General features: G+C 54.1%; 16 protein-coding genes and 1 tRNA gene. 8 read left to right on the forward strand and 9 right to left on the reverse strand.

The annotated features are described in order from the left end of the window. Positions 1–9 precede the first annotated feature (9 nt). The gene (locus HRR99_RS09365) at positions 10–756 is read right to left on the reverse strand and encodes a cytochrome c biogenesis CcdA family protein (protein ID WP_233121339.1); all 747 of its coding nucleotides are present in this window, start codon (positions 754–756) and stop codon (positions 10–12) included. A 237-nt stretch (positions 757–993) separates the two neighbouring features. On the opposite strand from HRR99_RS09365, the gene HRR99_RS09370 reads away from it, so the two are divergent. Continuing rightward, positions 994–1,069: transfer RNA gene (locus tag HRR99_RS09370), tRNA-Lys, on the forward strand. Between the two features lie 303 nt (positions 1,070–1,372). Here HRR99_RS09370 and HRR99_RS09375 read toward each other — a convergent pair. From HRR99_RS09375 to gloA, 3 genes are all read right to left on the reverse strand, one after another. Next, positions 1,373–1,594: a hypothetical protein gene (locus HRR99_RS09375; protein ID WP_233121340.1), complete on the reverse strand. Its 222-nt coding sequence runs from the start codon at positions 1,592–1,594 to the stop codon at positions 1,373–1,375. A gap of 16 nt (positions 1,595–1,610) precedes the next feature. Beyond that, entirely contained in the window at positions 1,611–2,831 is a 1,221-nt protein-coding gene (locus HRR99_RS09380; protein ID WP_422387259.1) for a YcbK family protein, read from the reverse strand. 151 nt (positions 2,832–2,982) lie between these two features. Next, positions 2,983–3,423 carry a lactoylglutathione lyase gene (gene gloA, locus HRR99_RS09385; RefSeq protein ID WP_111838038.1) on the reverse strand — a complete coding sequence of 147 codons (441 nt, stop codon included), beginning with the start codon at positions 3,421–3,423 and terminating at the stop codon, positions 2,983–2,985. Positions 3,424–3,648: 225 nt separating this feature from the next. Here gloA and HRR99_RS09390 point away from each other — a divergent pair, with 225 nt between their 5' ends. Both HRR99_RS09390 and HRR99_RS09395 read left to right on the forward strand, forming a co-directional pair. Further along, the gene (locus tag HRR99_RS09390; protein ID WP_111838037.1) at positions 3,649–4,227 is read left to right on the forward strand and encodes a cold-shock protein; all 579 of its coding nucleotides are present in this window, start codon (positions 3,649–3,651) and stop codon (positions 4,225–4,227) included. Beyond that, positions 4,227–4,709, forward strand: coding sequence for a DUF192 domain-containing protein (locus HRR99_RS09395; protein ID WP_233121342.1), 483 nt, complete (start codon positions 4,227–4,229; stop codon positions 4,707–4,709). Before HRR99_RS09390 ends, HRR99_RS09395 begins: the two co-directional genes overlap by 1 nt. Before the next feature lie 45 nt (positions 4,710–4,754). On the opposite strand, the gene HRR99_RS09400 is transcribed toward HRR99_RS09395, so the two are convergent. Next, a complete protein-coding gene (locus HRR99_RS09400) occupies positions 4,755–5,003 on the reverse strand; it encodes a BON domain-containing protein (protein ID WP_111838035.1) in 249 nt (82 codons plus the stop codon). 187 nt (positions 5,004–5,190) lie between these two features. On the opposite strand from HRR99_RS09400, the gene HRR99_RS09405 reads away from it, so the two are divergent. The 5 genes from HRR99_RS09405 (at position 5,191) to HRR99_RS09425 (ending at position 9,541) form a co-directional block, all read left to right on the forward strand. Next, entirely contained in the window at positions 5,191–5,460 is a 270-nt protein-coding gene (locus HRR99_RS09405; protein ID WP_111838034.1) for a DUF982 domain-containing protein, read from the forward strand. A 235-nt stretch (positions 5,461–5,695) separates the two neighbouring features. After that, positions 5,696–6,871: an MFS transporter gene (locus HRR99_RS09410; RefSeq protein ID WP_233121344.1), complete on the forward strand. Its 1,176-nt coding sequence runs from the start codon at positions 5,696–5,698 to the stop codon at positions 6,869–6,871. A gap of 139 nt (positions 6,872–7,010) precedes the next feature. Next, positions 7,011–7,799 carry a hypothetical protein gene (locus HRR99_RS09415; protein WP_233121346.1) on the forward strand — a complete coding sequence of 263 codons (789 nt, stop codon included), beginning with the start codon at positions 7,011–7,013 and terminating at the stop codon, positions 7,797–7,799. Between the two features lie 205 nt (positions 7,800–8,004). Beyond that, on the forward strand, positions 8,005–8,856 hold the full coding sequence (locus tag HRR99_RS09420) for a hypothetical protein (RefSeq protein ID WP_233121347.1): 852 nt from the start codon (positions 8,005–8,007) through the stop codon (positions 8,854–8,856). A 262-nt stretch (positions 8,857–9,118) separates the two neighbouring features. Beyond that, positions 9,119–9,541, forward strand: a complete 423-nt coding sequence (locus tag HRR99_RS09425; RefSeq protein WP_233121349.1) for a hypothetical protein — start codon at positions 9,119–9,121, stop codon at positions 9,539–9,541. A gap of 129 nt (positions 9,542–9,670) precedes the next feature. On the opposite strand, the gene HRR99_RS09430 is transcribed toward HRR99_RS09425, so the two are convergent. The 4 genes from HRR99_RS09430 to HRR99_RS09445 all read right to left on the reverse strand — a co-directional run bounded on the left by HRR99_RS09430 (position 9,671) and on the right by HRR99_RS09445 (position 13,746). Continuing rightward, the gene (locus HRR99_RS09430; protein ID WP_233121351.1) at positions 9,671–11,068 is read right to left on the reverse strand and encodes a hypothetical protein; all 1,398 of its coding nucleotides are present in this window, start codon (positions 11,066–11,068) and stop codon (positions 9,671–9,673) included. Then, positions 11,065–12,750: a molecular chaperone HscC gene (locus tag HRR99_RS09435; RefSeq protein ID WP_233121353.1), complete on the reverse strand. Its 1,686-nt coding sequence runs from the start codon at positions 12,748–12,750 to the stop codon at positions 11,065–11,067. Before HRR99_RS09435 ends, HRR99_RS09430 begins: the two co-directional genes overlap by 4 nt. A gap of 170 nt (positions 12,751–12,920) precedes the next feature. Then, positions 12,921–13,421 (reverse strand): hypothetical protein, encoded by a 501-nt coding sequence (locus tag HRR99_RS09440; protein WP_052816247.1) that lies wholly within the window; start codon positions 13,419–13,421, stop codon positions 12,921–12,923. Between the two features lie 58 nt (positions 13,422–13,479). Then, positions 13,480–13,746, reverse strand: coding sequence for a hypothetical protein (locus tag HRR99_RS09445; protein ID WP_233121355.1), 267 nt, complete (start codon positions 13,744–13,746; stop codon positions 13,480–13,482). Positions 13,747–13,863 lie beyond the last annotated feature (117 nt).

The raw sequence follows: 13,863 nt of genomic DNA on the forward strand, positions 1-13,863 counted from the left end.
CGGCAGCGTTTAGCCGATTTGCATGAGGATTGGAAAGCTTTCCTGAAACCAGATTGCTACGTTGGTGACGAAACCGGACATGAAGGCAATGCCGGTCAGCACCAGAAGCACGCCCATGGCCTTTTCCACCACGCCAAGATGGCGGCGGAAGCGGGCGAGAAACCGCATGAAGCTTCCCGAAAAGGCAGCGGCAATCCAGAACGGTATGGCAAGACCCGCCGAATAGACTGCAAGCAACATGGCGCCGTCACCCACCGTGTCCCGCGATGCGGCAACGCCTAAAATGGCACCCAGCACCGGGCCGATGCAGGGTGTCCAGCCGAAGGCAAAGGCGAGCCCCATGATATAGGCACCCGACAGCGTCGCAGGCTTGCCGCCGCTTTGAAAACGCGCCTCGCGCGAAAACATGCCGATGCGGAAGACGCCGAGAAAATTCAGACCCATCAGAATGATGATGAAGCCGCCGATCTTTGCCAGAATATCGAGATTCTGCCGCAGTACCATGCCGATGCTGGATGCCCCTGCCCCCAAAGCGATGAAAACCGTGGCAAACCCCAGCGTGAAAAACAGTGCCGCCAGCATGACGGCTTTTCGCACCTGCGGCTTTGCGTCAAACTGGTCATCACGGAACTGCTCGACGGAAACACCGGCCATGTAGCACAGATAGGGCGGCACCAGCGGCAGAACGCAGGGCGACAGAAACGACAGTGCACCCGCCAGAAGCGCTGTGAAAAGGGATATATCGGCGATGGACAAGGCAGAACTCCGCGAGATTTCGAAATGCATTTAGCGCCGCCAACCCCTTACGACCAATCATCTTTTTGTATCAGCGACAAAAAAACGCAGGACGGAGAAATAATCGCGTTTTTATGGGTTGACCGCAGACCTGCCCCTCCCTATGTTCCGCCCACTTCCGAGGGGCGCTTCGCCGCCAACCGGAACAAGCGTAGTTTTGCCGATAAGGCGATTGAGACGCGCAGACGAAAATGGTGAGAGAGGCTAGCTCAGCTGGTAGAGCAGCGCACTTTTAATGCGCGGGTCGTGGGTTCGAGTCCCACGCCTCTCACCACTTCCCACTATCTTCCAAAACTTTCTCAACGTGCCTTCAATCGCGATCTCAAGCGTTATCAGAACGCTCCCAAAACCTCACCTTCGGCTTGCCGAGGGTTGAGAATACGGATGCGTATACAGCGGAATAATGCCTGTAGTTGAAACCAATCACGCTGATACCACATTGTTATGTGGTCATCGTGCCTGCCGATTATCGGCATGGGGGTGATTTGGAGGATGCATTCATGAACAATCGTACCGTGACTATCGTCATTGCGGCCATCGTCGTTATTCTGGCAGTCGCCTATTTTATGACTGGCTCTCAAACCACAAGCACGACCGGGACAACGGCCAGCCCGCCGCCCGCGACAACGACGCAGCCTGCAACACCGGCTCCGGCAACACCCGCACCCGCGACGCCAGCACCATCAACGCCTGCACCGGCGACACCTGCACCAGCCGCACCGGCTCCTGCAACGCCATAAGCGCCTTGATCTAGCGTTCGCGCTATCTGAATGAAAATCGAGCGCTCTGCCTTTTCCAAGGTGGGGCGTTCTGCTTTACAGGGAGTTGGAGGTCTTGCCGGTTCGGCGGCAGCGCCAGTTCCAGTCGCGTGGTTCACCCAGATCCATATGGACCGATTCGGTGTGGCAATAGGTACCAACGCCACCGCGATCCGGCAGAGAGCGGAGATAGTTGGCGAGGTCCCACTTCGTGACGCCACTGACCTGAATATCGGCAGCATCACAAGTATAATGTTTCGAGCCCTGCGTCGTCGCCTTGGGTGGCCGGTAACCTGAAGTTACCATGGCAGGCCGCCGGTAATGCGCCTCGACTTCCTTGATGCGCTTGATCATTTCAGGCTTGAAGCAGCCCACATTGACCTGCTCCGTCTGCACCAGCAGCCCGTTGGGCGATATGCGACTGAGACCGGAGAGAGAAGCGAGTTTCATCAGGCCCGCAGGCTTATCGTCTTCATCGACATGCGTATCGTCGAACTCATCCGTCATCGACGCGCGACCGTTGAGCGCAATGCCTGCTGCCTGTTGCCCGACGCTCGATCCCGGCAGAGCCGCGACCTGAGTAAAACCAGCCGTCGCCGCAGAGCCGCGCTTTTTTGCAGCGCTTGCGAAAAATGCCGCGATGGGAACGCTTGCCGGTTCAACCGGATTGGTGGTTTTCGTCGGCGCCGCCTGCGCAACGACAGGCGCGGCAGTGGGAACCGGTGCGGGCACGGCACTGGCAGAATGTTGCTCGGCCACCGCCGCAGCGGCAGTGTTGGCAGGCGGTTGAACGACCGCTGGCGCGGAATAGACGCTGTTCAATGCTGGCGCGACCTTCGGCGCTGGCGCATAGGCCGGAACGCTACCAGTTTCAACCGCTTGCGCTGGTGTAGCCGCGACCGGCTGGGAATTTGCGTAAATGCTCAGCGAGCTTGCGGAAATGCCAGTGGGCTGCGTGGAAAGACCTGAAATTTGTGGTGCCTGACCGTAAACCTGCGGCGTGCCCTGTGGTGGTGGCGTTGCAGCGACATGGGTGGCGGGTGCTGTGGCACCCTGTGCAGACACCATGGCGGGATCGACATATCCAGTGTTCTGACCGTGATTCGCTACGGCTGCTTGCGCTGTTGCGGCGGGGGCTGCCGTCGTTGCCGGCGTCAGCGCGGCAGACACGTTCTTGTCGTCCGAAACAGCAGAAACGCAGCCTGAAAGCGCCATAAGGAACACGACAGAGAGACAGCGCTGAGCTGTGTATGCCGATTTACCGTTGACGATTTTCAAGGCAAAGCCTCCGCAAATTCTTTTCAACTTCACCGACCCTCTATCACAGCGCTGCCGACACTGGATAGGCATTTTCGTCATTTGACGATGCCTGCCCGGCCAGTCGCGCCAGCGCTGCGGTATCTCGATGCCTCATTGAAAAGGAATCAGCTTACCAAGAGCCGGTATTCTCCATGGATATCCACGGCTCGGCTGGTGCAAGGCTTGCGCCTTTCTGCAGTATCTCGATGGAAATACCGTCAGGTGAACGCACGAAGGCCATGTGACCATCGCGCGGCGGGCGATTGATGGTAACGCCACCGGCCTGAAGCTTGGCGCAGGTTTCGTAGATATCGTCCACCTCGTAGGCCAGATGGCCGAAGTTGCGTCCACCCGTGTAATCCTCGGCATCCCAATTGTAGGTCAACTCAAGGCAAGGCGCTTTATTGTCACGCGCAGCGGGTACATCGTCGTGCGCGGCCAGAAAAACGAGCGTAAAACGCCCCTTTTCGTTCTCGATACGCCGAACTTCTTCCAAACCGAACAGTTCACCGTAAAAATTCAGGGATTTTTCGAGGTCTTTTACCCGAACCATCGTGTGCAGATAGCGCATGTACTTCTCCTTCGCGTTTTAATCTTGCCGTTACGGCAGGTAAGTCCTTCGCGTTTTAATCTTGCCGTTACGGCAGGTAAGTCAGCCCTGAGCAAGCCCAGAGACATAAAAGCAGGTGGATAAATCGAAAACTAGGGCTTGCGCGAAACCGTTACCAAGATGTTAATCTATCTTCAGGGAATCAGTTGACCGGTAGTGGTGCGTGCGTAGAGGGGCTGGGCGGAAATGGCTGATAGAATGTCGTCGAAAAATGTGATCGATTTCGAAGACCTTTCGAGCGATGCGGTAGACCTCATCGAGATCACCGGCGTTGTCAAATGGTTCGATGTTGCCAAAGGCTTCGGCTTCATCGTGCCGGATAACGGCATGCAGGATGTTCTCTTACACGTTTCGTGCCTGCGACGCGATGGCTTTCAGACCATTCTCGAGGGCACACGCATCGTGGCGCTCATCCAGCAGCGGGACCGTGGCTACCAGACGTTCCGCATTCTTTCCATGGACCAGTCCACGGCCATCCACCCATCCCAGCTTCCGCCGGTTCGCACCCACGTGCAGGTCACGCCATCCAGCGGGCTTGAGCGCGCAATCGTGAAATGGTTCAACAGAACCAAGGGCTTCGGCTTTCTGACGCGCGGTGAAGGCACGGAAGATATTTTCGTACATATGGAAACCTTGCGCCGCTTCGGTCTCGCCGAACTGCGTCCGGGACAGGTCGTGCTCGTTCGTTTCGGCGATGGAGACAAGGGCTTGATGGCGGCGGAAATCCACCCCGATAACCCTGTTACGGTTGGAATGGCACATTGATGATCAAGACTATCTCGAAATTTGCAGTGAGTGCCCTTGTGGCGCTCACTTTTTGCATTGTGTCCGCCCTGCCCCTCGCGGCCCAGGAAAAATTCACGTCCGAGCCGCTGTCCATTCAGACTGCTGATGGAAAGACCCACGACTTTACAGTCGAACTGGCCACGACGAACCCCCAGCGCGAACAGGGATTGATGTTCCGCAAGTCCATGGCGCCAGAGAACGGCATGCTGTTCGATTTCGGAACAGATCGCGAAGTAACGATGTGGATGCGCAACACGCTCATTCCACTCGACATGGTGTTTATTTCAAAAGCTGGGAAGGTAACGCACGTCAGCGCCAATGCCGTACCGCATTCGGAAGACATCATCAGTTCTCGCGGACCCGTCCGTTACGTGTTGGAACTGAATGGCGGCGTTGCGAAGACACTTGGCATCGCCAAGGGCGACACTGTTAGCAGCAAGCAGATCGGCAGCGCTCAATAGAAGCAGCCGCCGGCCGGGCGAACACCGCCCGGCAAAGGTGTCACATCAGTAGCAAGGCTCGATGTGGCTGAGGATACGGCAATTGGAAATCGACGATGCAAGGTTGATCGCAATATCGATTGCCTCGACCGAGTCGGCCGTGCCTTCCAGATAGATCACATCATTATCGACAGAAGCGGAGATGCTGGACTTTTCCAGACCCGATTCAAATGCCAGTGCTGACGTAATCGCCTGGCATACACCAGCGGTGCGTTCGCCAAAAAAGCTTTCCTGAATGCCAGATAGGTTGAACATGATCGGCCCTCCTGTATCATGAGCGTATGCTAATAACGCTCTTGTGGTGATTTCGTTCATCTTCGGTTCATTCATCTTCCATTCATCTTGGGAAAAAAGATACCCCTCCTCTGTTCACTTTTTTCGTGAACGGGAACTAATACGTGAATTTGCGGTTCGCGCAGAGGACCATGGGAAGGAGGATCCGATGCTCATTCATAAAACTGAACCCTGTCACCACGCCGAGTGGATCAAGCCGGTTGCTATCCATCTGCCGCTTTGCGCGGCACTGGAAATCTACAGCCCGCTCATCGCACTCGACATGCTGATGTACCGCTGGCCCAACGATCACGGCCCCGAATACGAAGAAGCACGCAAGAACTGCCTCGCAGCAATCGCAGGCCGATGCGACCTGGAAACAGCCCGAGAATCGTTCATGGTTGCGAGCAACCACGCGCATGTGCTGAACGTGCATTGAATTTCGGAAGTGACACGGGGGTTCGCCGCTCCCGTGTTTTTTAATTTTATGCCCGGTAGAGTTCGAGCCGGCGCAGATGCAGCGAGACCGCCATCCGTGTTGTGACACCACAATCTTCTGCCAAGCAGAGATTGCAAGCTAAGCTTTCGATGTTATATAACCGTCATGTTCCTCGCATATCCACCTGAACGTGTACGTGACCGACGTCTGGTCCAGCACGTTGCAGGATATTTTTATGACGACCACTAGCGAACGCGACCTTCCGCTCTATCCCTTTATTATCACGCTTTTTACCGGCACAGTTTGCAGCTCGATGATCGGGCCATACATGGCTTTCTATATTGTCGAAGGCCTTGGCCGTTCGCCATCTGCCATCAGTCTCTACGCTGGGATGGTAACGGTGCTGGGTATTTTCTGTACCCGCACATTCGGGCGGTGGCTGGATGCGGGAAAAGCACCATTCCCCCTGATCGGCGTCGCACTAGCAGGGTATGTTCTCGCAACATCTGCTTTGTCCCTCGCTCCGACTTTCGAAGTCTTGCTGACGTTTGGCGTGCTTGGTTTCGGCTTGAGCAGCAGTGCAGTCGCGACCATGTTCAGCTTAGGAAGAGTTGTCGCGGAACGGCGCAAAATCGCGCTTGGGCGTTCCAACGCTCTGATGCGGACAACCACATCAACGGCATGGATGATGGGGCCTGCAATAGCTTTTCTCGTATCAGAGCGATTCGGCGAGGCTTCCGTATTCAAGCTCGCACTGGGATTGGCGTTATGCTGGGCCGTGATGTGGTGGAAAATCATCCCAAGAGGCCTGACGCTGAACCCTAAAAACGGATCAGCCGACAGGCAGGTCGCGCAACGGCCCGTCGGTCTCTGGTTAGCAGCGGCCTTCATCTTTTGCCTGTCGTCAGCACACTCCCTAACGTTCAGCGCATTGCCGCTGTTCTACGTTCGAGAGGTAGGCCTGCCAGGCTATGCGCCAGGAACGGCGTTCAGCATGAAGACATTCTTCGAAGTCATCGCGATTTTTTCAACGCCATGGATCATCTCACGCTTCGGCCTTAGAGGGCCGCTCTTCGCAGTAGCGCTTCTTGCCGCAGCCACGATCCAGCTTCTGTCGCATATTCACAGTTATCCCCAGATGCTGGCGGGAGCAGCACTTGAGGGACTGTATTATGGTCTTTACGCCAGCCTCGGTATCAGCTTCATCCAGTCATTCGCCGGTGATCGCCCTGCCCAAGCGACTGCACTTTACTGGAATGTCCTGAGCGTCAGCGGAATTCTGGCGGGCCCGGCAGTCGGCCTGATCGCCCAGGCCTACGACTTCCGAACCGTCATTCAAATCTCCTCAATCGTCGCAACATTCGCTGCGCTAATCATGATGGCGTCTATGCGGCGTCGAGGGCGAGCTTGATCAAAATGAATGTTCCAGTAAGTTTGTACGGACGATAGATGGATAGGCTTTCTTCTCAAGGTTGGAAGAAACAAAATTTATGAAAAAAATTTTATTCATTATCTTCGCCGTTCTCGTTCTTTTTTTAGGATAGCAACTGATGTTCGAACGGGACGATCCTGCTCAAAATCCACCGCGGGTTATCGAGGTCGCTATGGGTATGACGGTAAAGGACTTTATTGAAAAAAACCGTCTGGATATGGGGAAGCGAGTTCCACAAGGTTATGGTATCGACGTCGATAAGCTTACTGATGTGATGCCGATATTTTTTGATGACAATTGGATTGCATTACGTTTCCTGGATGGAGCGCAGAGTTTTAACCTGCCGCCTGGACGCACACTTCAAGTCTCCCAGCGCGCGGGGCGTGTTATTGGAATTTCATTTCGTCCTTTTGCCCAACCAAGACCTCTGAAAGACATGATAATTTATGTTAACGAACTTCTTGGGACGTTAGAGAAGGAAGGATGGAAGCCGACCTCTCCTTCAACACCGCCAGCCAGTGCAGACGATTTCGACAGTGCAGGAAAAAATATATTCGCAGAAATGGTGGCCACAAGCGGTAGCAAACTTCAGATGACGCTCAGAGATTACGGTCTGGCTCCCAGACATGAAAGCTTTATACTCTTGCCAGACCCAACTTATAAGCCAGCGGAAAGTAGCCGCACATATCTACTTGAAGTCGATGTTATGGATTATGATGGCAGAGTATACGAGGAGCTTATTTATCCTAGACGATTGTTTGAGACCTCAGATCTCGACAAAGCAATACCGTTGCGGCGCTGGATCGAAGATCCCGATTGGTTCCCTGAAAAGGCAGGGATGGTGCCCACATCTTCAGAGGAGCGCGCTCAACCCGATTCCTCCAATTGGAAGATGCCGTCCCGGTAGTCCGAAAAGAGATCGGTGGGTTGCTGCTGATTGACGCGGTGCAGTGTAAGAACAACTGGAGGACAGGTTCATCTCTGGTTATGTAGAGCTAACGAGCAGTATTGTCCCAGAGATCAAGGACCGGCTTATTCCAAGCATGTCACACGGTGACTGATAGATAGAAATTCCGTCCATTATACTAGGATCGGAGATGGTTACATAACTGATGAAAAAGCTTCTGATATTTTTAATTCTATTGATCGCCCTCACTTACGTGTGGAACTTTATGTTCCAAATTAAGGACCCAGCTGACAGTGAGCCTCGCTCCATTGAAGTTGCCATGCGCATGACGGTCAGGGATTTTCTCGATCGTAACAAGTTGCAAACCGGGCCACGTGTTCCTCAAGGTTATGTCGTAGACATCGACAAGATTGGCGACACTTCACCAATCTTTTTTGATGATAATTGGATTTCGCTTCACGTGTTGGATGGCGCTCAAAGCTTCGATGTGATCCCAGGGCGCACTCTTCAAATTACGCAGAGAGCAGGAATTATCAATGGGGCGGCTTTCCGTCCCTTCGCGCAGCCTAAGCCCCTAGATGAAGCTCGGACATATGTGACTGAACTAATTACATCACTTGAGGCTAAAGGTTGGCAACCGACATCGCAAATCCGCGTGCCATCCGGTCCTGAAGATTTCGACTCGGGCGGCGAAATGTTGATCGCTATCATGAAGTCTCCTAGTGGAAACGACCTTGATTTAACACTGCGGGACTACGGCTTAGCTCCGAGACAAGAAAGTTGGATTATTGCGCCTGATCCGACTGCTCAACCTGCAAAGAGCACGCGTACCTACTTGCTTGATGTTGATGTGACCAACTTTGAAGGCGATCTTAGCTACGGAGACCTGATTTACCCGCGGCGCATTTTTGAAAAAGGCGAAACGGCCTCGTATCTCCCACTCCGTTACTGGGTTGAAGACCCGGGTTGGACGCCTGAGAAAGCCGGCATGGTACCTAAAAAACCCGAAGAGCGGGCTAATGCCGAATCGTCGAAGTGGAAAATGCCGCCCAAATAGGGGTTTTGGAGCTTTGAAATGTATAGTCCTGTCGTCTTCAAAAACCATATGCTTCTCTGCTAGATGGTTTATCCCGGTCCAAAGCCGCACGTTGGCGATCGGAATCATCCGCTCGGCTTATGAATCGACTTTCTTTTCAATGAGGTCGCGCGACATTTCAACACAATTGCATTGAAGCTTGTTGCTCGAATCCTTACACCCTGCTCGAGCAAATTTTGTTCGCGATAACAGGTCCTCTTTTTAGGTCGTTTTATGAGCCTGCATGGACGCTGACAAAGGAACGCAGATGTCGATCACCGTAAAGAAAGTTATTCCCGCTGCGCGTATGCGCCAGTTCCATCAAATGGTTGATCGCTGGCTTAACGAGGGGCCAATCAGACTCGCGACGAACGCCACGATCACCGCAATGGACAACGCCGGACTTCCGAAAGATGAACAGGCCGCGATCATTGAGGACCGGGATATCATCATGAAACACAATATGCGTCTCGGTGTCATCAGCGAGGTCTTCGCACCAGCCATCGAGAAAACGGTGAATTCGTCTCGATCAGGAAATGACGCACAAGATGAGATCGCTCGGTTGATTGTCACTGCAATCAGCATCCGTCAGGACGATGACAGTGAACTCGTCACATTCACCTTTACAAGTGAAGCTGAGGCAGACGCATTCGATAAAGCGATTTGAGAACGTGGTCGGTGGTTTTCGGTCTTACCGATTGATAGACACCGCGCCGTTTTGAGCCCATTCGCGTCAATTGGCACGAGCCCTCCCTTATCGAGGCTCGCTTCCCAAAAATGATATTTCCAGAGCGGGTTAGGTTTGTGGTGGAGGCAATTTGGCACGCAGCGTATTTGTGGTGGACTTAAATCCGGGATAGGCAGGATCGCTTGACAGCCCTACTCTTGCATCGATCTCGTCCAATTTACGCCTCGCATCCTCTGGTTTTCGTTGCAAAATCAGAGTTTCTGCCTGTAAAACCATTGCCGCAAGAACCTGGCGCCCGATTGGCCCTTCGTTGATGCTGCGGTAGAGTTCGATAACTGCATTGAGAGGCTCCAGCGCCGTCTCGAGACGATTTGTTTCGAAATCTTCATGTCCCATATTCACATAACTGGCAGCGACCATAACGCCGATATCTACGTCTTTCTTCGTGCCAAAGCGTCTCTGTAACTGACCATAGGCAGCATAAGAAGCGGACCGATCTGTGTGTTGCAACTTGTGACCCTTGTTGTACAGCGCAAGTGCCAGCAGACGCTCGTTCGCCAGTTCAGGGCTCTCCGACAACCTCTCAATCACCTGATCAAGTATTGTGACGACCTGTACGTCCGATGCGCTGGAAGCTTGCTCGATGAGGCGACGCGCCTCCGGATCGGCTCCGGGCAAGAGTCGTGTACTGATCGGGCCATCGCTTGGCAATGACGATACATACCATGGAGTGGGCTTCGGCGCCGGTGTCATTGCGACGGAATATGCGATCAGCGCCAGACCACCCAGACAAAACACAGCCGTACAAACAAGTTCGATGAGCGAAGACCTCCACCAGCCGGTTCGACGGACTGGAGGAACAGATTGCGAGTCAAAAACCAACCCTTCCCTATAGTAAGCAAGCTGCATCGGATCGACCAGCCCGCTGCGCACATCGTTGAGGCCAAGCTCGTCCACCAGAATATCGAAGCGATCTGGTTTCAAAGGCACTTGATGTTCAAACATATGTTCAGCGATGGCACGGGCAAGAACTGGTTTAGAGGTCAACGGCCAATCGGCCATGCGTTCCCGCAACCACTGTCGAAAGCGATTGGGATCAAGATGCTGACTTTCTTGCAGCAAAGGGTCCACGAAATCCGACAAGGAGAATATGAATTCTCGACCCAGCACAACGTCATCGGCAGGCAATAGCGAAAGTTCCTCGACTGGTGCCGTATCCGCAGCTGGCCCGGCGCCGGGATGCGGCATTCGTTGTGTCTCGGGGTCGCTACCTATATTTTCCAGCGGCAAAGTCGACGTTTCGTTTGCAACCGTATCCATGGGCTGGTGGCGATGGTCGCGCCAGCGGATGAAATCCAATGCTTGCTGATAAGCCTGGTGCAACGCTTGGAACCCAACCGGGTCTTCGTCGGGCCGCGTTGCCTTCAATCGTTTGGCATAGGCACGCTTGACGGCTCTTTCGTCAGCGCCCTCGTCCAGTTCGAAAGCCACCAGCGGATGGGTCATCTCGGATCGATTTCAGTGAGAACTCTGACCAGATCGTCACGAAACCGAGAGATCTGCCTTTCGTCCTGTGTGTTCAGCACACCGTTGAAATGCATGATGGCATTTTGCAACATCTCCCGGTGCTCCAGTCTTTCCTCATAAAGGCGCTCTGCCCTTGCCATCAGCGCGAGATTTTCCTGCTGCTCACGCGGGTGCACCTTGATCGCCTCCAGCTTGGCCAGCCGTTCGCGGATTTCCGCTTCACTCAATCCCGTCTGTCCGCGTTCGATGACGATCTCGTGGTGAGCGCCTGTCGCTTTGACCCGAGCCTCGACCTGAAGAATGCCATCGATGTCATAGGTAAATCGGGCAATGACCCCGCGGTCGGCGGTTTTTTGCGCTTGAGGGATAGGAACCTTCAACTCACCGAGCAGGATGTTCTTGTCTGCGATGGGGTTTTCACCCTGATAGATACCGAAGGTTATCGTTGTCTGAGCCTCGTTGACCGGCAAGAATTCTTGCTCCCGGCTCACGGGAACAGTGCTGTTGCGCGGGATGAGTGGTAGGAAATAGCCCGGCTGAAACTGCCCGCTGACATCCTGGCGTGAGATATTGGTGCCCAAAGTGTATGGGCTGACATCGGTCAGAATCACTTCCCGCAGACTGGCATCACGTCCTTTGAGCCCGCTTGCGACGATGGCACCGTGGGCCACGACCTCGTCCGGGTTGACGTGACGTAGCGGCAAACGCCCAAGCAGGCGAGTCACAGTCTTGATAACAGGTGACATGCGGCTTGCGCCGCCGACCATGACGATGTCGTCTAGATCATCCGGTCTTAATTTAGCATCGAGAAGCGCACGCTCAAGAGGGCCACGCAAGCGTGCGAGCAGCGGTTCGGCCAAAACTTCAAACCGTGCCTGATCAATCGACCATCTGATGTCGCGAGCGCCGATCTTCGCTTCCAGCGCCACCTCTTGCGTGCCGGAAAGCTGTCGTTTGATCAATTCCATGTGGCGGCGCAGTTGCAGGCGTTCGGAAGGCGGTATTTTATCGAGATCGAGCTTTAGATCCGCTGCGGCCGCATTCATCAGCAGATCGAGAAAATCCTCCCCGCCTAGAAAATTGTCGCCGGCACTGGCATGAACCTCAACGACGCCATCGAAAATCTCGACAATTGATACGTCGAACGTGCCACCGCCCAGATCGAAAACCAGAAACCGGCTTTCGCCTTCTCTGTCTTGCATACCATATGCGAGCGCCGCTGCTGTCGGTTCATTGATCAGCCGCTCGACCTTCAGTCCCGCCATCTCGGCTGCCAAGCGGGTCGCCTGTCGCTGACTATCGGAAAAATAAGCAGGCACCGAGATAACCGCTTCCGTGACTTTATGACCAGTCGCAGCTTCCGCATCGCCAATCAGGCTTCGCAGAACAAAGGAGGACAGTTCTTCAGGTCGAAAATCCTGGCCGCCAAGACGTGTTTCGCGCGCTGTTCCCATCCAGCGCTTGAAGGTAGCAACACTGCGATCCGGGTGGGTGACGAGCCGGTCCTTCGCTGCTTCACCTACGATGACGCCATTGTCGTCGAAGCTGACGACTGACGGCGTCAAGGTAAGTCCACTGGCATTGGGAAACAGGACAGGGCTTCCGTTTTCGAATGTCCCGATCAGCGAGTTTGTCGTTCCAAGATCAATACCGACGATCATGCATGCTTCCAGTCGCATAAGCCTCTGTGCAACGCGAAAACACCACTTGCAGCCTCAACGTGTCAAGCCCAAAAAGACAATCGATAGGCTATGCGAGACCGAACTTTGCGAAAGAGTGTTGCGACAAGCGTCCTTGGGCCGCTTCAGAAAAATGGAGTTAGCCGAACACCTTAGGATTTCCGTGACATCCGAGTTTGTTCGATGGTGGAAAGCATCCATGTGGCTCTGAGCCTGCGAGGGAGTCTTTCATCAGCCAGACGTTCTTTCAGGGCTTCTATCAGCTCTGGGGTAGCAATAATGCGGGCTAGACGACAATAATTGCGAAATTCTTGCGTGTTTCTTTCATCAACGATTTTGAGCAAGACCTTTTCCAATCGTCGAACCTGCTGGTTCGACAAGGTCACTTGTTTTAGAAACCTCGCAAGGTTCGCCTTGATATAGCCAGATCGAAAGAACCACGGGTCAGCCTCGAGGAACTCGATGGCCATTTCCACACCGCGCGCGTCGCCGTTTTTCAGCCGATCATAATGCTCCCAGAAGCCTGGAGGGTAAGCCGCTTTGGTGGCATTGTAAAACCGCTCTAGTAATGCGGGCTCTCGTGGAGAAGTATTGATAGCTCTTCGCGCCTCCTCAACATTTTTTGCCCGTTCTGTCCATGCAAACTTGCTCAATGCGCGCTTTCCATTCAAAAATACCTATAAACTACGACGATCGTAGCAAATAGGTCTTTCAGGTCACAATCCGGCTCCCGCTGTCCCGCTCTTCTTGGGTCTTGCGCACCCAGCGCCAGAATGGATCATCCGACGTCTTGGTGAGCTCGTCTGGAACCTCGTCCACTATGTCGGAGGCCATGGCTGGGATCGAGACACCGTAGCGCTCGATCAGCCAAGCCCTATAGACCGCATTCAGGTTATCATCAGCCGGTGGCTCGTCGGGCGCGCCCAAACAGTCCTCGCTGATGTCCTCGTAGCCGATCGCCAAAAGCCGCAAAGTCAAAATCGATCTCCAGCGCAAAATTCTCCAGCAGCGTAGGGTTCTGGATTTCCTCAACAATCGATAGAGCAATTGCGGTCACTCATTGGCTTGGCCGGATAACGATGCCGGCTGACGAGC

The sequence above is a fragment of the Agrobacterium vaccinii genome, assembly GCF_021310995.1.
Taxonomy (GTDB): Bacteria; Pseudomonadota; Alphaproteobacteria; order Rhizobiales; family Rhizobiaceae; genus Agrobacterium; species Agrobacterium vaccinii.